20 protein-coding genes and 1 riboswitch are annotated in these 19,461 nt (G+C 71.6%); of the genes, 9 read left to right on the plus strand and 11 right to left on the minus strand.

Translation table 11 applies throughout. From position 1 onward, the window contains the following. The first annotated feature begins 38 nt into the window (after positions 1 to 38). Positions 39 to 1,049 (plus strand): 2-hydroxyacid dehydrogenase, encoded by a 1,011-nt coding sequence (locus IE226_RS13460; protein WP_190081358.1) that lies wholly within the window; start codon positions 39 to 41, stop codon positions 1,047 to 1,049. Here the strand turns inward: IE226_RS13460 and IE226_RS13465 are convergent. Further along, positions 1,046 to 2,923 (minus strand): anthranilate synthase family protein, encoded by a 1,878-nt coding sequence (locus tag IE226_RS13465; protein WP_190081359.1) that lies wholly within the window; start codon positions 2,921 to 2,923, stop codon positions 1,046 to 1,048. The two genes, IE226_RS13460 and IE226_RS13465, sit on opposite strands and share 4 nt — an antisense overlap. Positions 2,924 to 3,040: 117 nt before the next feature. Beyond that, complete coding sequence (locus IE226_RS45520) at positions 3,041 to 3,184, minus strand: trp operon leader peptide (protein WP_506417420.1); 144 nt, start codon at positions 3,182 to 3,184, stop codon at positions 3,041 to 3,043. Positions 3,185 to 3,204: 20 nt separating this feature from the next. On the opposite strand from IE226_RS45520, the gene IE226_RS13470 reads away from it, so the two are divergent. After that, positions 3,205 to 4,557 carry a class II 3-deoxy-7-phosphoheptulonate synthase gene (locus IE226_RS13470; RefSeq protein ID WP_190081360.1) on the plus strand — a complete coding sequence of 451 codons (1,353 nt, stop codon included), beginning with the start codon at positions 3,205 to 3,207 and terminating at the stop codon, positions 4,555 to 4,557. A gap of 135 nt (positions 4,558 to 4,692) precedes the next feature. Next, positions 4,693 to 4,968 (plus strand): (2Fe-2S)-binding protein, encoded by a 276-nt coding sequence (locus IE226_RS13475; protein ID WP_190081361.1) that lies wholly within the window; start codon positions 4,693 to 4,695, stop codon positions 4,966 to 4,968. A gap of 18 nt (positions 4,969 to 4,986) precedes the next feature. Here the strand turns inward: IE226_RS13475 and bfr are convergent, their stop codons facing one another. Continuing rightward, a complete protein-coding gene (gene bfr, locus IE226_RS13480) occupies positions 4,987 to 5,466 on the minus strand; it encodes a bacterioferritin (protein WP_190081362.1) in 480 nt (159 codons plus the stop codon). Positions 5,467 to 5,650: 184 nt separating this feature from the next. On the opposite strand from bfr, the gene IE226_RS13485 reads away from it, so the two are divergent. Beyond that, positions 5,651 to 6,283: a sulfite oxidase-like oxidoreductase gene (locus IE226_RS13485; protein WP_190081363.1), complete on the plus strand. Its 633-nt coding sequence runs from the start codon at positions 5,651 to 5,653 to the stop codon at positions 6,281 to 6,283. Positions 6,284 to 6,297: 14 nt separating this feature from the next. On the opposite strand, the gene IE226_RS13490 is transcribed toward IE226_RS13485, so the two are convergent. From IE226_RS13490 to thiO, 5 genes are all read right to left on the minus strand, one after another. Further along, positions 6,298 to 7,182 (minus strand): deoxyribonuclease IV, encoded by an 885-nt coding sequence (locus IE226_RS13490; protein ID WP_190081364.1) that lies wholly within the window; start codon positions 7,180 to 7,182, stop codon positions 6,298 to 6,300. Between the two features lie 91 nt (positions 7,183 to 7,273). Beyond that, complete coding sequence (pknB, locus tag IE226_RS13495) at positions 7,274 to 9,265, minus strand: Stk1 family PASTA domain-containing Ser/Thr kinase (protein ID WP_190081365.1); 1,992 nt, start codon at positions 9,263 to 9,265, stop codon at positions 7,274 to 7,276. An 89-nt stretch (positions 9,266 to 9,354) separates the two neighbouring features. Next, positions 9,355 to 10,149: a thiazole synthase gene (locus IE226_RS13500; RefSeq protein WP_190081366.1), complete on the minus strand. Its 795-nt coding sequence runs from the start codon at positions 10,147 to 10,149 to the stop codon at positions 9,355 to 9,357. A 6-nt stretch (positions 10,150 to 10,155) separates the two neighbouring features. Then, positions 10,156 to 10,374 carry a sulfur carrier protein ThiS gene (gene thiS, locus IE226_RS13505; protein ID WP_190081367.1) on the minus strand — a complete coding sequence of 73 codons (219 nt, stop codon included), beginning with the start codon at positions 10,372 to 10,374 and terminating at the stop codon, positions 10,156 to 10,158. Next, a complete protein-coding gene (gene thiO, locus IE226_RS13510) occupies positions 10,371 to 11,561 on the minus strand; it encodes a glycine oxidase ThiO (RefSeq protein ID WP_190081368.1) in 1,191 nt (396 codons plus the stop codon). Before thiO ends, thiS begins: the two co-directional genes overlap by 4 nt. After that, a riboswitch (TPP riboswitch) is annotated at positions 11,559 to 11,672 on the minus strand. It overlaps the preceding gene by 3 nt. Positions 11,673 to 11,874: 202 nt before the next feature. On the opposite strand from thiO, the gene IE226_RS13515 reads away from it, so the two are divergent. The 5 genes from IE226_RS13515 to IE226_RS13535 all read left to right on the plus strand — a co-directional run bounded on the left by IE226_RS13515 (position 11,875) and on the right by IE226_RS13535 (position 16,166). Continuing rightward, the gene (locus IE226_RS13515; protein ID WP_229870895.1) at positions 11,875 to 13,041 is read left to right on the plus strand and encodes an NAD(P)/FAD-dependent oxidoreductase; all 1,167 of its coding nucleotides are present in this window, start codon (positions 11,875 to 11,877) and stop codon (positions 13,039 to 13,041) included. 76 nt (positions 13,042 to 13,117) lie between these two features. Then, positions 13,118 to 13,483, plus strand: coding sequence for an Rv2175c family DNA-binding protein (locus IE226_RS13520; RefSeq protein WP_190081370.1), 366 nt, complete (start codon positions 13,118 to 13,120; stop codon positions 13,481 to 13,483). Between the two features lie 86 nt (positions 13,484 to 13,569). Next, the gene (gene thiE / locus IE226_RS13525; protein WP_190081371.1) at positions 13,570 to 14,220 is read left to right on the plus strand and encodes a thiamine phosphate synthase; all 651 of its coding nucleotides are present in this window, start codon (positions 13,570 to 13,572) and stop codon (positions 14,218 to 14,220) included. A gap of 89 nt (positions 14,221 to 14,309) precedes the next feature. Beyond that, positions 14,310 to 15,230, plus strand: a complete 921-nt coding sequence (metF, locus tag IE226_RS13530) for a methylenetetrahydrofolate reductase [NAD(P)H] (RefSeq protein WP_190081372.1) — start codon at positions 14,310 to 14,312, stop codon at positions 15,228 to 15,230. Between the two features lie 45 nt (positions 15,231 to 15,275). Continuing rightward, complete coding sequence (locus tag IE226_RS13535) at positions 15,276 to 16,166, plus strand: hypothetical protein (protein WP_190081373.1); 891 nt, start codon at positions 15,276 to 15,278, stop codon at positions 16,164 to 16,166. 30 nt (positions 16,167 to 16,196) lie between these two features. Here IE226_RS13535 and IE226_RS13540 read toward each other — a convergent pair whose 3' ends face one another. From IE226_RS13540 to IE226_RS13550, 3 genes are all read right to left on the minus strand, one after another. Beyond that, positions 16,197 to 17,723 carry a phytoene desaturase family protein gene (locus IE226_RS13540; protein ID WP_190081374.1) on the minus strand — a complete coding sequence of 509 codons (1,527 nt, stop codon included), beginning with the start codon at positions 17,721 to 17,723 and terminating at the stop codon, positions 16,197 to 16,199. 45 nt (positions 17,724 to 17,768) lie between these two features. After that, complete coding sequence (locus tag IE226_RS13545) at positions 17,769 to 18,383, minus strand: DUF4126 domain-containing protein (protein WP_190081375.1); 615 nt, start codon at positions 18,381 to 18,383, stop codon at positions 17,769 to 17,771. A gap of 444 nt (positions 18,384 to 18,827) precedes the next feature. Next, positions 18,828 to 19,445, minus strand: a complete 618-nt coding sequence (locus IE226_RS13550) for a TetR/AcrR family transcriptional regulator (protein ID WP_190081376.1) — start codon at positions 19,443 to 19,445, stop codon at positions 18,828 to 18,830. Positions 19,446 to 19,461 lie beyond the last annotated feature (16 nt).

The following is a 19,461-nucleotide window of genomic DNA, read 5'->3' on the forward strand; positions in this document are numbered from 1 at the left end:
CGGGTGCCGTCCCACCAGCCCGTACATAGACTCCCCGCATGGAGATCCTCGCCTTCGGCGTGCAGGCCGACGAGAAGCCGCTGATCGAGAAGGCCTTCGAGGGGCACCACCCCCTCCGCTGCCGCTGCCTCGATGTGTTCCTCACCGAGGACACCGCCCCCATCGCGGCCGGCCACGAGATCGTCTCCACCAGCGTCAACGCCGATCTCGGCGGCGCCGTCCTGGAGAGCCTCGCCGCGGGCGGCACGCGGATGATCGCCCAGCGTTCGACGGGGTTCAACAACATCGATCTCCGGGTCGCCGAACGCCTCGGCCTCACGATCGCCCGTGTCTCGTACTACTCGCCGTACTCCGTCGCCGAATTCGCCTGGACGCTGGCGATGGCCGTCAACCGCCGCATCGTCCGGGCCGGCAACCGCACCCGCGACTTCGACTTCAGGCTCGACGGACTGATGGGCCGGGACCTGCGGGGCCGCACGGTCGGCGTGCTCGGCACCGGCAAGATCGGCGAGGCGTTCACCCGGATCGCGCACGGCTTCGGGATGAAGCTGCTCGGCTGGGACGTCGTGGAGAACCCCGCGTGCGTCGAGCTCGGCATGAAGTACGTCGCGAAGGAGGAGCTCTTCGCGGCGGCCGACCTGATCAGCCTGCACGTCCCGCTGCTCCCCGCGACGCAGCACATCATCGGCGCCGACGCCCTGCGGCTGATGAAGGACGACGCGATCCTGGTGAACTCCAGCCGCGGCGGCCTGGTCGACACCGACGCCCTGGTCGGCGAGTTGCGGGCGGGGCGGTTCGCGGGCGTCGGGCTCGACGTGTACGAGGCGGAGGCCGGGCTCTTCTTCCTCGACAAGTCCCTGGAGGCCGTCGCGGACGACACCCTGGCCCGCCTGGTGACGTTCCCGAACGTCGTGGTGACCTCGCACCAGGCGTACTACACCGTGGACGCCGTCGCTCAGATCGTCGGGACCACGGTGCAGAACGTCCTGGACTACCGTGCGGGGCGCCGCAGCGAGAACGTGCTTGTCCCGGCGGCCCCCACGCCCTAGACGAGCACCCCCGAGAGCAGCTCCCGCACGATCGCCGTCCCCCGGATCGAGAGCACCGACTCCGGGTGGAACTGGACGCCCGCGAAGCCGCGGCCCCGCAGCGCGTGCACCTCTCCCGTGGCCGGGTCCCTGCTGAGCTCGATGCCGTGCGCCGCGAGTTCGAGGGACGTCTCCTCGTCGCAGCGGGCCACGAAGCTGTTGTAGAAGCCGACCGTCTCCGGCCGCCCGAACAGGTCGATCCGCGTCTGCGCGCCCTGGTAGGGCACCTCCTTGCGGACGATCTCAAGGCCCAGCTCGGCGGCCAGGAGCTCATGGCCGAGGCAGACACCGAGGACGCCGTGGCGGTGATCGCGGACGGCGTCCGCGGTCAGTGAGCGCAGGAAGGTCATCTTCGGGTCGGCGGGGTCGGCGGGGTCGCCGGGGCCGGGGCCGATGACCAGCGGGCCCTCGTGGGCGCGGACCACTTCCCGCAGGCCGGGCTCGTCGTAGCGGCGTACGGAGACGGTGAGACCCGAGGAGCGCAGCAGATGCGCCAGCATCGCCGTGAAGGTGTCCTCGCCGTCGATCACCAGGGCGTGTCCCGACAGCTCCGCGGTCTGCTCCTGCATCCGCAGCCAGAAGGGCGCGAGCCCGGCCCGCCGGCTGTCGAGCGCGGCCCGCACCCGCGGATCGTCGGCCAGGGCTGGGCCTACGCGCTCGTCGCGGGGCCGCCCCGGACGCACCCCGAGGGCGGCGAGGACGCCGGCCGCCTTCGCGTGTGTCTCGGCCACCTCGCTCGCCGGGTCGGAACCGCGCACCAGCGTCGCGCCGACCGGGACCCGCAGCCTTCCGTCCGCGGAGATGTCGGCGGTGCGGATCAGGATGGGGGAGTCGAGGGTCTGCGCGCCGCCCGAGTCCCGGCCGATGAGGGCGAGCGCGCCCGCGTAGTACCCGCGCCCGACGCCGTCCCGTCCGAGGGGCTCGTAGCGCTCGATGACGCGGCAGGCGTTCTGCACGGGCGAGCCCGTGACGGTCGCCGCGAACATCGTCTCCTTCAGGACCTCGCGTACGTCGAGCGAGGACTTGCCGCGCAACTCGTACTCCGTGTGCGCGAGGTGGGCCATCTCCTTGAGCCTCGGCCCGACCACGACGCCGCCCATGTCGCCGACGGTGCACATCATCTTCAGTTCCTCGTCGACGACCATCGACAGCTCCTCGGTCTCCTTGCCGTCCGCGAGGAAGCCGAGCAGATCGTCCGCCGTGGGCCCTTCGGCCGGGTAGCGGTAGGTCCCGCTGATCGGGTTCATCACGACCGTCCCGCCCGACATCCGCACATGCACCTCGGGGCTCGCCCCGACAAGGGCCCGGTCCCCGGTGTGCACGACGTACGTCCAGTAGGCGCCGCGCTCGCCCACGAGCAGCCTGCGGAAGAGCGCCAGTGCGTCCGCTCTGGAGAAGCCGGGGATCTCGCCCTCGTACGTCCGCCGGATCACGAAGTTCGCGCCCTCGCCGCGCCCGATCTCCTCGCGCAGGACCCGCCCGACGATCTCCCCGTACGCCGCGTCGTCGACGTCGAAGGCCCCGCCCTCGACGCGCACGTCATGGGCGGGCAGCGCCGCAAGTGCCTCGGCGAGCGGGAGTTCGTACGCCTCCTCGGGGGTCAGGACCGCGAGCGGCGTGCCGTCGTCGCGCACGTCGAAACCGCGCTCCCTGATCTGCCGGAAGGGGATCAGGGCGAGCCCCTCGTCGGGGATGTCGGCGAGCCGGTCGTACGTGCCGACCGCGCCGATCAGGATCTCGACCGTGTCGTGGTCACGGCCGGGCGTCCGGCGTCGCAGCACGGCGAACGGACGGTCGTCGGACAGCAGGGCGGCGAAATGGTTCGGGGTGTTCATCTCGGGTCTTGTTCCTTCTCACTCGGAGAGGAACGGCCCGGCTCTCCCGGACCCTGGTCCGGAAAACACTGAAGGCCGCCCCTCGGGCGGCCTTCGCGAGTCTTCGTACGCGCAGAATCAGCGGGCCGCCGGATGAGCGGGCCACCACCAGTTTCGAGTCGTCTGCGCGTGCATGTCCGGCACATTAGCGCATCCGCGCGCCGACGCCCCGCCGTGTCGGGTCCGTCTCACTTCGTGAGCGGGGGAATGGACGGCGGACATCACCCCGTAATGTTGTGCGCGTGACCGTGAACGCTAAGACCACCCCTTCCGGTGGCAACACCTGGCGAGACCTTCCCGCGGCGCAGCAGCCCGAGTACCCCGATGCCGAGGCTCTGCGCGATGTGATCGCGGACCTCGAGTCGTATCCGCCGCTCGTCTTCGCGGGCGAGTGCGACCAGCTGCGCGCCCGACTGGCCTCGGTCGCCAAGGGAGAGGCGTTCCTGCTCCAGGGCGGCGACTGCGCCGAGGCCTTCGACGCCGTGTCGGCCGACCACATCCGCAACAAGCTGAAGACGCTGCTCCAGATGGGCGCCGTCCTGACGTACGCGGCCTCCGTGCCCGTCGTGAAGGTCGGCCGCATCGCGGGTCAGTACTCGAAGCCGCGCTCCAAGGGCACCGAGACCCGCGACGGCGTGACCCTGCCGACGTACCGCGGCGACTCGGTCAACGGCTTCGACTTCAACGAGAAGGCCCGCGTCCCGAACCCCGAGCGCCTGAAGCGGATGTACAACGCCTCCGCCTCGACGCTCAACCTCGTGCGCGCCTTCACCACCGGCGGTTACGCCGACCTGCGCCAGGTGCACGCCTGGAACCAGGACTTCGTGAAGTCGTCCCCCTCCGGCCAGCGCTACGAGCAGCTGGCGCGCGAGATCGACAACGCGCTCAACTTCATGCGCGCCTGCGGGACGGACCCGGAGGAGTTCAAGACCGTCGAGTTCTACGCCTCGCACGAGGCGCTCCTCCTCGACTACGAGTCGGCCCTCACCCGCGTGGACTCGCGCACCGGGCGGCTGTACGACACTTCGGGCCACATGGTCTGGATCGGTGAGCGCACCCGTCAGCTGGACGGCGCGCACATCGAGTTCGCCTCCAAGGTGCGCAACCCGGTCGGCATCAAGCTCGGCCCGACGACGACCACGGAGGAGGCGCTGCAGTACATCGAGCGTCTCGACCCGGACCGCGAGCCCGGCCGCCTGACCTTCATCGTCCGCATGGGCGCCGACAAGGTCCGTGACAAGCTGCCCGAGCTCGTGGAGAAGGTCACCGCGTCCGGCGCGACCGTCGCCTGGATCACCGACCCGATGCACGGCAACACCTACGAGGCGGCCTCCGGCCACAAGACGCGCCGCTTCGACGACGTGCTCGACGAGGTCAAGGGCTTCTTCGAGGTCCACAAGGCTCTCGGCACCCACCCCGGCGGCATCCACGTCGAGCTCACCGGTGACGACGTCACCGAGTGCGTGGGCGGCGGCGACGAGATCTTCGTCGACGACCTGCACCAGCGCTACGAGACGGCCTGCGACCCGCGTCTGAACCGCAGCCAGTCCCTGGACCTGGCGTTCCTGGTGGCGGAGATGTACCGCGACCAGTAGTAATTCCCGGTAACGCGATGGTGGGGCACGGATCCATGTGATCCGTGCCCCACCGGCGTATCGGGGGCTTTTGTGGACCCGGGGTCGTGGGTAAGGTTAGGTTAGCCTCACCGATTAATCGGGACGGCGCCGCCGATGAGTCCTGCCCGGGAGGTGAACCGCGTGTACGTCTGCAACTGCTTCGGGGTTACCGAAGCGCAGGTGAAGCAGCACGCGGCCGACGGTGCCTGCACGCCCCGCCAGATAGCGTCCGCCAGCAAGGCGGGCACCGACTGCGGTTCGTGTGTGCGGAGCATTCAGGCGCTCCTCGGCCGGGGCACGTGCCCCCGCAGGGAGCTGGCCGACCAGGGGCAACCCGTCCTCACCGGCCTGGACGCGGGCCTGGATACGGGCCTGGACGAGGCCGCCTAGCCCACCGCCGGCTCCGGGTCAGCTCTCCGGCTGCTCGATGAGCTGCGAGATGTAGAGCGGCTCGCCCAGTTTCTCGACCAGTTCGAGCTGGGTGTCGAGATAGTCGATGTGGTGCTCCTCGTCCTCGAGGATCGACTCGAAGATATTCGCGGAAGTGATGTCTCCCTTGCCGCGCATGACCTCGATCCCGCGCCGGAGGCGGTCGATGGCCTCCGCCTCGATCTGCCGGTCGGCCTGGAACATCTCCGTGACGGTCTGGCCCACGCGTACGTGGAAGAGCCGCTGGTAATTGGGCAGGCCGTCGAGGAAGAGAATCCGGTCGGTCAGGATCTCCGCGTGCTTCATCTCGTCGATCGACTCGGACCGGGTGTACTTCGCGAGCTTCGGCCAGCCGAAGTTCTCCTGCATCTTGGCGTGCAGAAAGTACTGGTTGATCGCCGTGAGCTCGGCGGTCAGCTGCTCGTTGAGAAATTCGATGACCTCGGGGTCGCCCTGCATCGCAGAGGCTCCTTCCACGTGGTAACTGGGCAGGTTCCGCGCATCCTTGCACCGGGGCGGAAAGGCGTCCAGTAAGTGCACGCTTAGTAGGAGTTGCCCCAATCAGCGTCCGGTCGGCGCCGGTCGGCGCCGGTCGGCGGCCTCCCTGTCACGTCCACCTTCCCCGGTCTGTCAGGATGTAGACATGGGTCAGCCGGCGGATCGCGCATCACGAGGAGCAGTGGAGCCGGAGCTTCCACCGGGCCAGCGGCTCCAGCGGGGCTGGCCGGTCACGCACTACGGCCCGGTGCCGAAGTTCCGCCCCGAGCGCTGGGAGTTCAGGGTTTTCGGGGCCACCGCCGACGGGGACAAGCACTGCTGGTCCCACGAGGAGTTCTCGGCCCTTCCGTACGCCACCGTGGTCGGCGACCTGCACTGCGTCACGAAGTTCAGCATGCTGGGCGCCGAATGGGGCGGGGTGACCGCTCGCACGCTGCTCGAGATCGCGCCGCCCGCGCCCGAGGCCACGCACGTGATGGTCTGGGCCGAGTACGGCTTCAGCTCGAATCTGCGGATGGCCGACTTCATGGACGAGCGCACGATTTTCGCCACCCACAAAGGGGGCGAGCTGCTGACCGCGGAGCACGGCTTTCCGCTGCGGCTCGTGGTCCCTCATCTGTACGCCTGGAAGGGCCCGAAGTGGGTCCGCGGCGTCGAGTACATGACCGCCGACCGGCGCGGATTCTGGGAGGAACGCGGCTATCACAACGTCGGCGACCCCTGGACCGAGCAGCGCTACTCCTACCAGGAAGAGCCCGGGGACGGCCCCGAGCTCTAGCCCTGGCCGCAGCTTTACCGGCTCCTGAGCGCCTTCAGACGCGCCACGTCCGCCGCGTGCCCCTCCTTGCCGCCGGGCGTCTCGATGACGAGCGGTACGTTCTCGGTCGCGGGGTGGGACATCAGCTCGCGGAAGGGCTCCTCGCCGATGTGGCCGGTGCCGATGTTCTCGTGCCGGTCCTTGTGGGCGCCGACCACGTCCTTGGAGTCGTTGGCGTGCACCAGCTTCAGACGGCCCTCGCCGACGGTGTCCACGAGCAGGTCGAGCGTCTGCTTCATGCCGCCGGTTTCGGCCAGATCGTGGCCCGCCGCGAAGATATGGCAGGTGTCCAGGCAGATGCCCAGCTTCGGATGGGCGTCGAGCGCCTCGAAGTACGGGCCGAAGTCCCACGTACGGGAGCAGAGCGAGAAGCCCTGGCCGGCGGTCGACTCCAGGAGCAGGAACGGGTCGTCGTCGTGAGTCAGCTCGTCCAGGAGCGGCAGCATCCGCTCGCGCACCTGCCGCAGGGCGACGGCGCGGTCCCGGCCGCCGGTCGCGGAGCCGGTGTGCACGACGACGCCGAGCGCGCCGATCTCACGGCCGCGGCGCAGCGAGTGGCGCAGGGACTCCACGGACTTCTCGACGGTCGCCTCGGTGTGCGAGCCGAAGTTGATGAGGTAGGGCGCGTGGACGTACGCGGGAATCCGCTCGGCGGCGCAGGCCGCGCGGAACTGCTCGTCCTGCTTCGGATTGCCGGGCGGCGTCGCCCAGCCGCGCGGATTGGCCACGAAGACCTGGACGGCCTCGGCGCCCAGGTCACGGGCGTAGGAAAGCCCCACGGAGGCGAGTCCGCCGGCCACCGGGACATGGCCGCCGACGGGATTGCGGGACGGGACGCTGGGGGAGTTCTTGCTGCTCACCCGCTCCAGGATGGCACGCGCGCGGGACGGAACCGTCGGCGGATGCCGGCAGGGGCCCGCGGACGTGCGCCCCGGGCCCCCGGTACGGCGGCTAGCGGATCTTGATGGTGATCGTCGAGCCCTTGGGGGCGTCGTCGCCGCCCTCCACGGACTGGCTCTCCACCTTGTCCCCGAAGATGCCGAGCAGACCGCGGTCCTCGTCGACCTCGAAGCCCGCGTCCTCAAGCTCCTGCGTGGCCTCGTCGACGCTCATGCCCTCGACGTCCGGGACCTCGATCATCTCGGGGCCCTTGGAGAGCGTCAGCGTGACGGTGTCGCCCTCGGCGAGCCGCTTCTGGCCTTCCCTCGGGGACTGGTCGACGACGGTGCCCTTGTCCTCCTCGGAGTGGACCCGCTTCGTCTCGATCTTGACTTCGAGACCTGCCTCCTCCAGCTCGGAGGTGGCGTCGGCCTGGCTCTCGCCCGTCACGTCGGGGACTTCGACCTCGCGGCCCTTGCTGACGACGAGCGTGATGGCGGAACCCGCCTTGCGCTTGGTGCCGACCTCCGGGTCCGTGCTGACCACCGAGCCCTTGCGGACCTCGTCGCTGAAGGCCCTCTTCGTCATGCCGGGAGCGAGCCCGGCGTCCTTGAGCTTGTCCCTGGCCTCGGCCAAGGGGCTGCCCTCGAGGTCGGGGACCTTCACGATCTGCGGGCCCCTGGAGATGGTCAGCGACACCCCGCCGTTGTCCCGGATACGCTCGCCGGCCGCCGGGTCGGTGGCCATGACCGTGCCGCGCTTGTCGGTGTCGCTGTACGCGCGCTTGACGTCCTTGACGTCGAGCCCCGCCTCGTCGAGGCGCTTCTTGGCCGCCGACTCGGTCTTCGCCAGGAGCGGCGGGACCTTCGTGAACTGTCCGGAGTTGATGTACCAGACGCCCGCGCCGAGGCCGAGGGCAAGGAGCACCGCCGCGACGATCACGAGGACCCGGCGGCGCGGATTGTCGCGCAGTCCCCGGCCACGACCGGGGGCGGCCGGTGGCGCGGCGGGAGGCGTGGCCAGGATGCTCGTGCGGTTGAGCTGGTCCTGGCGGTCCCGGCTGTCCTGGCGGCCCTGCTCGTCCTGCCCGCCCTCCGCGGGGAGCGGCAGCTGTACGGGCCGCCCCGCGCGCGGGATCACGTTCGTACGGTCCTCGGAGTTGTCGCGCGGCTCGTGCTCCGCCGTGAGCGCCTGCGGGGGCTCCGCGTCCAGCTGCTCCACGGAGAGCGCGGCCCGCGCCTGCCTGGCCTGCCCGAGGAGCGCCACCGCGTCGTGCGGGCGGACGTCGGGCGTGCGGGCGGTGGCGGACGCGACCAGGTCGTCGAGCTCGACGGGGAGCCCCGGAACGGCGGCCGACGGGGGCGGCACGTCCTCGTGGAGGTGCTGGTAGAGCACCTGGGCGGGCGTTTCGCCCGAGTGCGGCTTGGCGCCGGTCAGCATTTCGTAGAGCACGACGCCGCAGGCGTACACGTCCACGCGCGTGTCGGCCGTGCCGTGCTCTATCTGCTCGGGGGCGAGATAGGAGACGGTGCCGAGGATCGTGCCGGTCGTGCTCGTGACGGTGTCCACCGCGCGCACGAGTCCGAAGTCGGCGACCTTGACCCGGCCGTCGTCCCCTATGAGGACGTTCTCCGGCTTCATGTCGCGGTGCACGAACCCGGCGCGGTGCGCGGCGCCGAGCGCGGCCAGGACCGGCTCCAGGATGTCGAGTGCCGCGCGCGGCTGCAGGGCGCCGCGCTCGCGGAGCACGTCACGCAGGGTGCAACCGGCGACGTACTCCATCGCCAGATAGACGTACGCCCCGTCGGCGCCCTGGTCATACACCCCCACGACGTTCGGGTGGGAGAGCCGGGCGATCGACTTCGCCTCGCGGATGAAGCGGTCGACGAACGAGACGTCGGCGGCCAGCGTCGGGTGCATCACCTTGAGCGCGAGCACGCGGTCGAGGCGGGTGTCCACGGCCCGGTAGACCGTGGCCATCCCGCCGACCGCGATCCGCCCGTCCACGCGGTAGCGGCCGTCGAGCAGCTGGCCGACGAGCGGGTCCTGAAGGGTCGTGTCCACGCAGGGAGTCTACGAGCCACCGCTGACACCGGTGCCCGCCCGGGCAGGTCCGGGCCCCGACTGCAGCCGACCTGTAACAGGGGCCCGGATCAGAACGCGGGCCGCTCCGGATCGAGGCGCGCCAAGCCCTCCGCAGGCGAGGACGCCTCGGCGAAGTGCCGCCGGGGTATCCGCCCGGCGCGGTACGCGAGCCGCCCCGCGTCGACCCCGTGCCGCATCGCCTCGGCCATCAGGACCGGCTCCTGCGCCCGCGTCACGGCGGAGGCGAGCATCACACCCGCGCACCCCAGCTCCATCGCGAGCGCCGCGTCGGACGCCGTTCCCGCCCCCGCGTCCAGGATCACCGGCACGCCCGCGTGCTCGACGATCAGCTGGAAGTTGTGCGGATTGCGGATGCCGAGCCCGGAGCCGATGGGGGAGCCGAGCGGCATGATCGCCGCGCAGCCCACGTCCTCCAGCTTCCGCGCGAGCACCGGATCGTCGTTCGTGTACGGAAGGACCGTGAAACCGTCGTCGACCAGGGTCTCGGCGGCGTCGATCAGCTCGATCGGGTCGGGGAGCAGCGTGCGCTCGTCCGCGATGACCTCCAGCTTGACCAGGTCCGTGCCGAGCGCCTCGCGCGCGAGCCGGGCGGTCAGGACGGCCTCGCCCGCGGTGAAGCAGCCCGCGGTGTTGGGAAGGACGCGGATGCCGAGCCGGTCGAGTACGGAGAGCACGGAGCCCTGGACGCCGGGGTCGAGGCGGCGCATCGCGACCGTCGTCAGTTCCGTTCCGGAGGCGACGAGGGAGCGTTCGAGGATGTCCAGGCTCGGCGCACCGCCCGTACCCATGATCAGGCGGGAGGAAAGGGTGAGCCCGCCGATGACGAAGGAGTCGTCTGCCATGTCGGTTCAGCCTCCTTGGACGGCGGTGAGGACCTCGACGCGGTCCCCTTCGGCGAGCGGCGTCGTGGACCACCGCGTGCGCGGTACGACGGTTTCGTTGAGGGCGGCGGCGACCCCGGTGGGGGCCGCGGTGAGGGTGGCCACGAGGGCTTCGAGCGTGGTGCCCGCGGCCACATCGCGTGCTTCTCCGTTGACGGAGACGGCGGTAACGGCTGGGAGGGTCATGCGGGCTGCTCCATGAAGCGCTGCGTGGGGGAGGCGTCGGCGAAGCGCAGCGGGGTGAAGCCGCGCGCCTCGTCGGGCAGCTCCCCGGTGGTCAGGGCGTGCGCCATCACGTCGCCGGTGGCGGGCGTCAGAAGCACGCCGTTGCGGTAGTGGCCGGTGGCCAGCTGGAGGCCGGGGAGCGCGGAGGGGCCGAGCAGGGGCGCGTTGTCGGGGGAGCCGGGGCGCAGGCCCGCGCGGGTCTCGGTCAGCGGCAGCTCCGTGATGCCCGGTACGAGTTCGTGGGCGTCCCGGAGGAGCTCGTACACGCCGCCCGCGGTGACCGTCGTGTCCCAGCCGAGCTCTTCGGTGGTCGCGCCGACGACGAGCTCGCCGTTCTCGCGCGGCACCAGGTAGACGCTGCTGCCGCGCACGACGGCGCGCACGGTGCGGCTCAGGAACGGCGCGTACCGCTGCGGCACGGCGAGCCGCAGTACCTGCCCCTTCACGGGGCGCACGGACGGCAGGACGCCCTCCGGGACCCCGGCAAGGCGCCCGCTGAGGCTGCCCCCGGCGAGCACGGTCTGACCGGCGGCCAGGGCGGTGCCGTCGGCGAGGACGACCCCGGTGGCCCGGTCCGCCGCGACCGAGAGGCGCTCCGCCCACCCCCGGTGGAAGATCACGCCCGCCCGCTCGCAGGCCACCAGAAGCGCGGCGGCGAGCCTGCGCGGGTCTACCTGGTGATCGCCGTCGACGCGCAGACCGCCCCGCACGCCCGGCGCGAGCATCGGTTCGAGGCGGCGGCACTCGCGCCCGCTCAGCCACTCCGACGTGAGCCCCGACCGCTCCTGGAGGGCATGCAGCTCACGCAGGTGGGCGCGGTCGTCCGAGTCGAGGGCGACGGCGAGGGTGCCGCACGCGCGGTAACCGAGATCCCGTCCGCTCGCCTCCGCGAGCTCGGCCGCGAACTCCGGATAGCGCCGCGCGGAGGCCAGATTGAGGCCGAGCAGCGTCTCTTCCCCGTAGTGCAGTTCGGTGACGGCGGCCAGCATTCCCGCGGCGACCTGCGCCGCGCCGCCGCCCGGTTCGGGGTCCACGACCGCCGTGGACAGACCGCGCTGGGCTGCCCGCCAGGCCGTGACCAGGCCGATGATGCCGCCCCCCACGACGAGGACGTCGGTCGTGTCCCGGGGTGGTGAATGTGGATGCATGGGCGTCCAGCCCCTCCCTTCGCCGGCATGACCCGGATCAGGTTCGTACGGTCGGAGGCCGTTCCAGCCTCCCTCTCAGCCCGGTGCGTCCGGGCTCCCGCGAGTGCTCTGCACGGCAACCTTAGCCTTTGGTGCCCCGGCGTAGGTAGGGCAGCCGTGCGGTCAGGAGCAGTGACGGTGTGTCAGAGATCTCCCCGTCGCGCCCTGAGGCACGCAACGTCCGCCGTCCTAGAGTGATCGGGTGAGCGAGCAGCAGAGGCAGGGCGGGCAGCGGAGGCAGGAAGAGCGGCGCGTCGTCATCGTCGGCGCGGGGATGGCCGGGGTGCAGACCGCCGTGGCCCTGCGCGAGCAGGGGTTCGCCGGCACGGTCACCCTGATCGGCGCGGAACCCCACCCGCCGTACGACAGGCCGCCGCTGTCCAAGGCCGTGCTGCTCGGCAAGGCGGAGGGCTCCGCCTTCGACATCGACTTCGAGGCGCTCGGCATCGAGCTGCGCCTGGGCCACGAGGTCACGGGCGTGCGCCCGGCGGACCACGCGCTGGACACCGCGTCGGGCCCGGTGGCCTACGACACCCTGGTCATCGCCACCGGCGCCGAGCCGGTCCTGCTGCCCGACACCGCCGGAATCCCCGGCGTCCACCTGCTGCGCACCCTCGACGACGCCGAGCGGCTGCGGCCCGTGCTCGCCGGGCAGCGCCGCGTCGTGGTCGTCGGCGCGGGCTGGATCGGCGCCGAGTTCGCCACCGCCGCGCGTGAGGCGGGCTGCTCGGTCACCGTCGTCGAAGCCGCCGAGCGGCCGCTCGCGGGAGCCCTGCCCGCGGAGGTCGCGGCGCCGATGGCGGCCTGGTACGCCGACTCCGGTGCCGAACTGCGCGTCCACGCGCGCGTGGAGCGCGTCGAGCCCGGCGGCGTCCTGCTCGCCGACGGCACCCGGCTGCCCGCGGACGCGGTCGTCGTCGGCATCGGCGCACGCCCCGCCACGGACTGGCTCGCGGACTCCGGCATCGCCCTGGGCGCCCACCGGGAGGTCCTCGCCGACGACCATCTGCGGACGTCGGAAGCCGACGTGTACGCGGTCGGCGACTGCTCCTCCTTCCCTTCGGGAAGGTATGGCGAGCGCCTTCTCGTCCACCACTGGGACAACGCCCTCCAAGGGCCGCGCACGGTGGCGGCGAACATCATCGGCGAGACCCCTTCGGCCTACGACCCCGTCCCGTACTTCTGGTCCGAGCAGTTCGGCCGCTTCGTCCAGTTCGCCGGTCATCACACCGCCGACGACGAGCTGGTGTGGCGCGGCGATCCGTCGGGCGCGGCCTGGAGCGTGTGCTGGCTGCGGCAGGGCGCCCTGGCCGCCGTACTCGCGGTGGGCCGGCCCAGGGACCTGGCGCAGGGCCGCAAGCTGATCGAGGCGGGCGTCCGTCTCGATCCCGGCCTGGTGGCGGACCCCGCGGTGCCGCTGAAGAAGGCCGTGCTGCCGTAGCCGGGGAGCGGCCGGGAGGCGGTCGGTGAGGGCCGCCGCCCGGCCGCTGTCGGTGCCCGCGGCTACGCTTGTCCCCGTGACCGAGATTGACGCAAAGACCGATGCTCTCGTCCCCGAGTGGCTGCACCTCCCCGACATCGCAGAAATGCTCGACGTCGAGGTGACGCGCGTGCGCCAGCTGGTCAAGGAGGGCCAGCTCATCGCCGTACGCCGTGGTGAGAACCGCGCGCTCGCGGTGCCGGCCGCCTTCATCGACGGCGACAAGATCGTCAAGGGCCTCACCGGCACCTTGACGCTCCTGAGGGACGACGGCTTCACCGACGAAGAGATGCTGGAGTGGCTCTTCACTCCCGACCCGACCCTGCCCGGCACCCCCGCGCAGGCCCTGAGCGAGAATCGCGGGACGGAGGTGAAGCGCCGCGCCCAGGCGCTCGCCGTCTGACCGACACGGAAAACCGTTGCGCACGGGCCGTGTGTCCCCCGTGGACACGCGGCCCGTGGGCCACCGACGACCGGGGGGACCACCACATGGCCACCAAGCCTGCCCGCGAGCAGCTCGCCGACGCCCGCCTCTACCTGTGCGTGGACGCCCGCAAGCGCCAGGGCGACCTCCCGGAGTTCCTCGACGCCGTCCTCGGCGGCGGCGTCGACATCGTGCAGCTGCGGGACAAGGGCATGGAGGCGGCCGAGGAGCTCGAACACCTCCAGGTCTTCGCCGATGCCGCCCGCAGGCACGGCAAGCTCCTCGCGGTGAACGACCGCGCGGACGTCGCGCACGCCATCGGCGCCGACGTGCTGCACCTGGGCCAGGGCGACCTGCCCGTGCCCGCGGCCCGCGCGATCCTCGGCGACGACGTGCTCGTCGGGCGCTCCACGCACGCCGAGAGCGAGGCCGCCGCGGCGGCGACGCAGGACGGCGTGGACTACTTCTGCACAGGCCCCTGCTGGCCCACCCCCACCAAGCCGGGCCGGTACGCCCCCGGACTCGACCTCGTCCGGTACACCGCCACGCTCGGCACCGACCGCCCCTGGTTCGCCATCGGCGGCATCGACGCGGGCAACCTCGACGAGGTGCTCGAGGCCGGCGCCCGCCGCGTCGTCGTCGTGCGGGCGATCACCGAGGCGGACGATCCGGCGGCAGCGGCGGCCGACTTCGCAAAGCGGCTGCGTACGGCCTGATCGTCGATCTTCGGCCATCCTTCGCGGCGGCTGTCCGCAGGGTGGACGGGGATTGGCCGGTAGCGGTGAGGCGTCGCTAACCTGCCCGTATGGCCCTAGGCACAGCTTCCACCAGATCTGATCGCGCACGCACCGTGCGTGACATGCTCGCGACCGGCGAGACGACGTACTCCTTCGAGTTCTCGGCGCCGAAGACCCCGAAGGGCGAGCGGAACCTGTGGAACGCCCTGCGCCGGGTCGAGGCGGTGGCCCCCAGCTTCGTCTCCGTGACGTACGGAGCGGGCGGGTCCACGCGCGCGGGCACGGTCAAGGAGACGCAGCAGATCGTCGCCGACTCCACGCTCACGCCGGTCGCCCACCTCACCGCGGTCGACCACTCCGTGGCCGAACTGCGCAACATCATCGGGCAGTACGCGGACGCCGGCATCAGGAACATGCTCGCGGTCCGCGGCGACCCGCCCGGCGACCCGCTCGCGGACTGGGTCAAGCACCCCAAGGGCCTGACGTACGCGGCCGAACTGGTCGAGCTGATCAAGGAGTCGGGCGACTTCTGCGTGGGCGTCGCGGCCTTCCCTGCGATGCATCCGCGCTCCGAGGACTGGGACACCGACGTACGGCACTTCGTCGACAAGTGCCGCGCCGGCGCCGACTACGCGATCACACAGATGTTCTTCTATCCGGAGGAGTATCTGCGCCTGCGTGACCGGGTCGAGGCCGCCGGGTGTTCGACGCCGATCATCCCGGAGATCATGCCGGTCACGAACGTGCGCATGCTGGAGCGGCTGCCCCAGCTCAGCAACGCTTCCTTCCCGCCGGAGCTCAAAGAGCGCATCCTCACAGCCAAAGACGATCCGGCGGCTGTACGCTCCATTGGGATCGAGTTCGCGACGGAGTTCTGCGCGCGGTTGCTGGCCGAGGGTGTCCCGGGGCTGCACTTCATCACGCTCAACAACTCCACGGCGACTCTGGAAATCTACGAAAATCTGGGCCTGCATCACCCGCAGGCCTGACCGGCCGTACCCCAGGGGGCGGCGGCCGCGGGGAGAGGGGCGTACATGGGCTGGACGGTCCTCTACATCGCGTTCGGATGCGTCGCGCTGTGGCTGCTGGGCGAGGTGCTGTTGCAGTACAAGGCGCGGCTGCGCTGGCGGCTGCTCGCCTTCGGAGGCTTCCTCGGCGTGGTCATCGGCGTGCTGCTGGCCCAGGTGGTCGTCATCGGGATCGGCGCGATCGCCTTCGCCACGGGACAGACGTACGTGACGCTGTCGTTCCGCCGTGGCTTCTCGACCGGCTGGGCGCTCGGCGGCCAGCCCGGCCTGAGCAAGCGCCGCAAGACGACGCCGCGGGGCGGCGAGGCCGTCCAGGAGCCGACGCTGCAGGTCTCCGACCTGGAGTACGAACAGGCGGGCCCGGCCGGGCCGCCGCCCGAGACCCCTCCCGGCGGCGGGGTCTACGCGCCGGAGCCGATGCCCGACGACACCGGGCAGTACGGCGTCTACAGCGACGACGCGTACGCACGGCAGCAGGCCGCCGCCGAGCAGCCGGCCCAGCAGGAAAGCGGCTACGGCTACGACACGTACGCGGCGGCGGGCTACGACCCCCAGCAGCCGTACCCGTACGGCGAGACGGGGCAGCAGCAGTACGCCGCGTACTCCGACCCGTACATCGGCACGCAGACCTACGGCGGTCAGCCGAGCTACGACACGTACGGCAACGAGCAGCAGTACGCCTCCTACGGCGCCGCTGATCCGTACGACACGGGGGCCGGGACGTACAACGACACGCCTCCCGGCGGGGTCTGGGTGCCGCAGCAGCGCAGCGCCGAGGACCCCTACGGCCAGTACGGCGGCGAACTCCCGCCGGAGCAGCCCTACCCCTACCAGGGCGGCGAGCAGGCCCGGGGGAACGATTACGACGCGGGCTACAACGAGCAGTACCGCTACTGAGACCGGGGACCCGCCGGCCCGCTCACCGCGTCACTGCGAGCCCCGGAAGTCCGGTCCCTCCACGATCAGTCCGGCGACCAGCGCGCCCGACATGCCCGCGTGCGGGAGGCCGCCGCCGGGGTGCGACCAGCCGCCGACCGCGAAGAGCCCCGGCAGGCGCGTGCCGTTGGCCGGGTGAAGGAACCGGCCCTCGCCCGCCGCGAGGGACGGGGGCGGGACCGCGCCGCCCTCGGCGCCGGTGGCCTCCGCGACGTCGGCGGGGGTGCGGACCTCGTGCCACAGCAGCCGCTCACGCAGGCCCGGGACCACGGACTCGGCGCGTGCGATGAGCCGCTCCACGTCCGCCCCGGTGATCCGCGTGTGCGCGGGCACCGTGACCGTCAGCGTGAGCGCCTCGTGCTCGGTGTCGGGCGTGAGCGCCGGGTCGTCCGGCCGGAGCACAGTGAGGGTGGGGGCCAGGGGCAGTCCGGGGTCCTCGCCGAAGAGCCGGTCGAGCTCGTCCGCGCGGTCGGGTGTGTGCAGCACCGTCCGGTGGGGTGTGCCCCCGGGACGGGGACCGCGCAGCGCGAGGAACACCATGAGACGGCTCGGCAGTCCCGCGCGGGCCCGCACGTCACCCTCCGCCCGGATGTTCACACCGAAAGCGCCGGACATGCCGGATACACCGGACAACAAGCCGTCGAGTACGCCGGGCGCGACACCGGCGACCACGAAGTCCGCCTCGTGCGCCGTCCCGTCCGCGAGCTCGACGCCCGCCGCGCGGCCGTCCTTCTCGATGATCCGGGCGACGGGGGAGTCGAACGCGAACTCGACCCGCCGGGCGAGGCAGCGTTCGTACACCGCACGGGCGAGCGCGCGCATGCCGCCGCGCACGGACCACGCGCCGAAGGTGTGCTCCATGTAGGGCAGGACGGCCGCGCTCGCCGGGGTCGCCCGGGGGTCGAGTCCCCACGCGAGGGCGTACTGCTCGAGGAGGGCGAGGAGCCGTGCGTCGCCGCCCAGTTCGAGCTCGCCGACTCCGGTGAGCGTGGTCGCGCGCAGGTCGCGCCGCAGGAGGCGCTTGTGCGGCACCGAGGGGTAGGGCTCGCGCTCGGCGAGAACCTGCCAGTTGGGCCAGAGGGGCTCTTCCAGAAGGGGGCGGCGGGTTCGGTCCCACGCCTCACGGGCGCGGTTCATGAACGCCGACCAGCGGGCGCCCGCGTCGCCGCCGAGCGCCGCGTCCAGGGCCTCGCCGACGCCCGCGCGCGAGGCGTTGGGCAGGTCGATCGCCGTGCCGTCCGCGAAGACGTGCCGCACGGCGGGCTCCACCTGGGACAGCTCGACGCACTGCTCCAGCGGCTCCTTGCCCGTCTTGACGAACAGGTCGCGGTAGACCGCGGGGAGTTGCAGGAGGCCGGGGCCCGTGTCGAAGGCGAAGCCGTCGCGCTCGACGCCGCCGAGCGCTCCCCCGTACGTACCCGACCGCTCGTGCACCACCACCCGGTGGCCCGCGACGGCCAGCCGGGCGGCGGCCGCCATCGCGCCCATCCCGGCGCCGATCACCACAATCCGTGCCATGCCAGGGACTTTATCGGCCACCACCGACAGTCACGCCGGGAGCCCTCAGTCCGGTGGCCGGCGCCCGTGTGCCACGAGCTGTTTCTCCTCGCGCCGCTGCGCCCTGCGCCGCAGGAACCGCCGGATCCGCGAGATCAGGAAGTACAGCGCGATGAGGCCGAGCACAAGGAGCACGGCCGCGATGATCGCCGCGGCCACCGGATAGAACATCGCGAAGCTGATGACCGCGCCGACCCCGAGATCCTCCGCCACGCTCACGATGACGTTGCTGAACGGCTCCGGCGACGAGTTGATCGCCATCCGCGTCCCGGCCTTCACGAAGTGGCTGGCCAGTGCCGTGGAGCCGCCCACCGCGCCCGCCGCCAGGTCCGGCAGCGAACCGCTCTGGCCCGCGAGCAGCGCGCCCACCACCGCGCCGGAGACCGGCCGGATCACGGTGTGCACCGTGTCCCACACCGAGTCGACGTAAGGGATCTTGTCGGCGACGGCTTCGCAGGCGAAGAGGACCCCGGCGACGATCAGCACATCAGGACGTTGCAGCGACTCGGGGACCTCGTCGGTCACTCCGGTCGCGCCGAAGACACCGAGCAGCAGGACCACGGCGTACGCGTTGATCCCGCTCGCCCAGCCGCTGGTGAAGACCAGGGGGAGTACGGACACGGACGCGATCGTAACCAGCCGGGAACGTCCCGGCCCGGGGTTGAGTGCCCGGGTCTGAGTATCCGTACCTAGGGATGGAGATGAGTATCAGCGCGGATGGGTCCCGACCTGCGAAGACGGAAGAGTGAGGGACACGGAGAAGGGCGCAGCGTCCGTACCGCCGACACGGGGCGGCGGAACGGCGCGGCGCCCTTGGCCGCTCCTCCCACCTCGCCGAAGGTGGGAGCGAGACACGGGGTGACGGACGGCCGCCCGGGAATGACCGCCCGAGGGGCTGAACGGGGGAGCACGGGGGAAAAACGGGGGGACTACGGGGGAAAGCGGGGGAGTACGGGGGAACGAGAAAAGCGCCGGTCCGGTGCCGCCTGGAAACAGGTCGGCGGCGGACCGGCGCTTCTTCGTGCCCGGCTGCGGACCGGCGGCACCCCGGCGCTCCGGAGCGGCTCAGTGCCCTCCGCTCACCCGGCCCTGGAGCAGTCGCGAGAGCGCGGAGTGCACGTCGTCCAGGGAGCGCTCCGGCTGGAAGGCCTGCCAGTCGAGCGCCGCCACCAGGACCATCCCGACGAGCGCGGCGGCCGTCAGGGGGATGTCGATCTCCTCGCTGAGCTCGCCGTTCTCCACGCCCGCGCGCAGGACGTCCTCGACGACGGCCACCGCCTGCTGCCTGACCACCATCAGGGTGGACTGCCAGGCGCGGTTCGTGCGCCACAGCTCGGCGACGTACAGCTGGGTGAAGGCCGGGTAGCGGTCGATGAAGCCCAGGCCCGCCCGGATCATCGCGTCGAGCGCGTCGACCTGCCGGCCGCCGCTCCCCACCGCCTTCTCGGCCGCCTCCTTCAGAGAAGCGGTGAGCAACCCGACGCCGTGCCGCAGCAGCTCCTCGAAGAGGACCGACTTGCTCGCGAAGTTGTAGTAGACCGTGCCCTTCGCGACCCCGGCCCGCTCGGCGATCTCGTCGACCGTCGTGGCCGAGAAACCCTGCTCCGCGATGAGCGTGACGGCGGCTTCGTAGAGCTTCTGCCGGGTGGCCTCTCGCCGGGTGCTGGTTGCGCTGCTGTCCATGGGCCCGATTCTCACA

Source organism: Streptomyces longisporoflavus, from assembly GCF_014649775.1.
GTDB classification, from domain to species: Bacteria; Actinomycetota; Actinomycetes; order Streptomycetales; family Streptomycetaceae; genus Streptomyces; species Streptomyces longisporoflavus.

What these genes read in the sequence shown, in the direction of transcription:
- IE226_RS13460 (WP_190081358.1), top strand. Translation starts at nt 39, where the DNA reads ATGGAGATCCTCGCCTTCGGCGTGCAGGCCGACGAGAAGCCGCTGATC.
- IE226_RS13465 (WP_190081359.1), bottom strand. Translation starts at nt 2,923, where the DNA reads ATGAACACCCCGAACCATTTCGCCGCCCTGCTGTCCGACGACCGTCCG.
- IE226_RS45520 (WP_506417420.1), bottom strand. Translation starts at nt 3,184, where the DNA reads ATGTCCGCCGTCCATTCCCCCGCTCACGAAGTGAGACGGACCCGACAC.
- IE226_RS13475 (WP_190081361.1), top strand. Translation starts at nt 4,693, where the DNA reads ATGAGTCCTGCCCGGGAGGTGAACCGCGTGTACGTCTGCAACTGCTTC.
- bfr (WP_190081362.1), bottom strand. Translation starts at nt 5,466, where the DNA reads ATGCAGGGCGACCCCGAGGTCATCGAATTTCTCAACGAGCAGCTGACC.
- IE226_RS13485 (WP_190081363.1), top strand. Translation starts at nt 5,651, where the DNA reads ATGGGTCAGCCGGCGGATCGCGCATCACGAGGAGCAGTGGAGCCGGAG.
- IE226_RS13500 (WP_190081366.1), bottom strand. Translation starts at nt 10,149, where the DNA reads ATGGCAGACGACTCCTTCGTCATCGGCGGGCTCACCCTTTCCTCCCGC.
- thiS (WP_190081367.1), bottom strand. Translation starts at nt 10,374, where the DNA reads ATGACCCTCCCAGCCGTTACCGCCGTCTCCGTCAACGGAGAAGCACGC.
- thiO (WP_190081368.1), bottom strand. Translation starts at nt 11,561, where the DNA reads ATGCATCCACATTCACCACCCCGGGACACGACCGACGTCCTCGTCGTG.
- IE226_RS13515 (WP_229870895.1), top strand. Translation starts at nt 11,875, where the DNA reads ATGGCCGGGGTGCAGACCGCCGTGGCCCTGCGCGAGCAGGGGTTCGCC.
- thiE (WP_190081371.1), top strand. Translation starts at nt 13,570, where the DNA reads ATGGCCACCAAGCCTGCCCGCGAGCAGCTCGCCGACGCCCGCCTCTAC.
- metF (WP_190081372.1), top strand. Translation starts at nt 14,310, where the DNA reads ATGGCCCTAGGCACAGCTTCCACCAGATCTGATCGCGCACGCACCGTG.
- IE226_RS13535 (WP_190081373.1), top strand. Translation starts at nt 15,276, where the DNA reads ATGGGCTGGACGGTCCTCTACATCGCGTTCGGATGCGTCGCGCTGTGG.
- IE226_RS13540 (WP_190081374.1), bottom strand. Translation starts at nt 17,723, where the DNA reads ATGGCACGGATTGTGGTGATCGGCGCCGGGATGGGCGCGATGGCGGCC.
- IE226_RS13550 (WP_190081376.1), bottom strand. Translation starts at nt 19,445, where the DNA reads ATGGACAGCAGCGCAACCAGCACCCGGCGAGAGGCCACCCGGCAGAAG.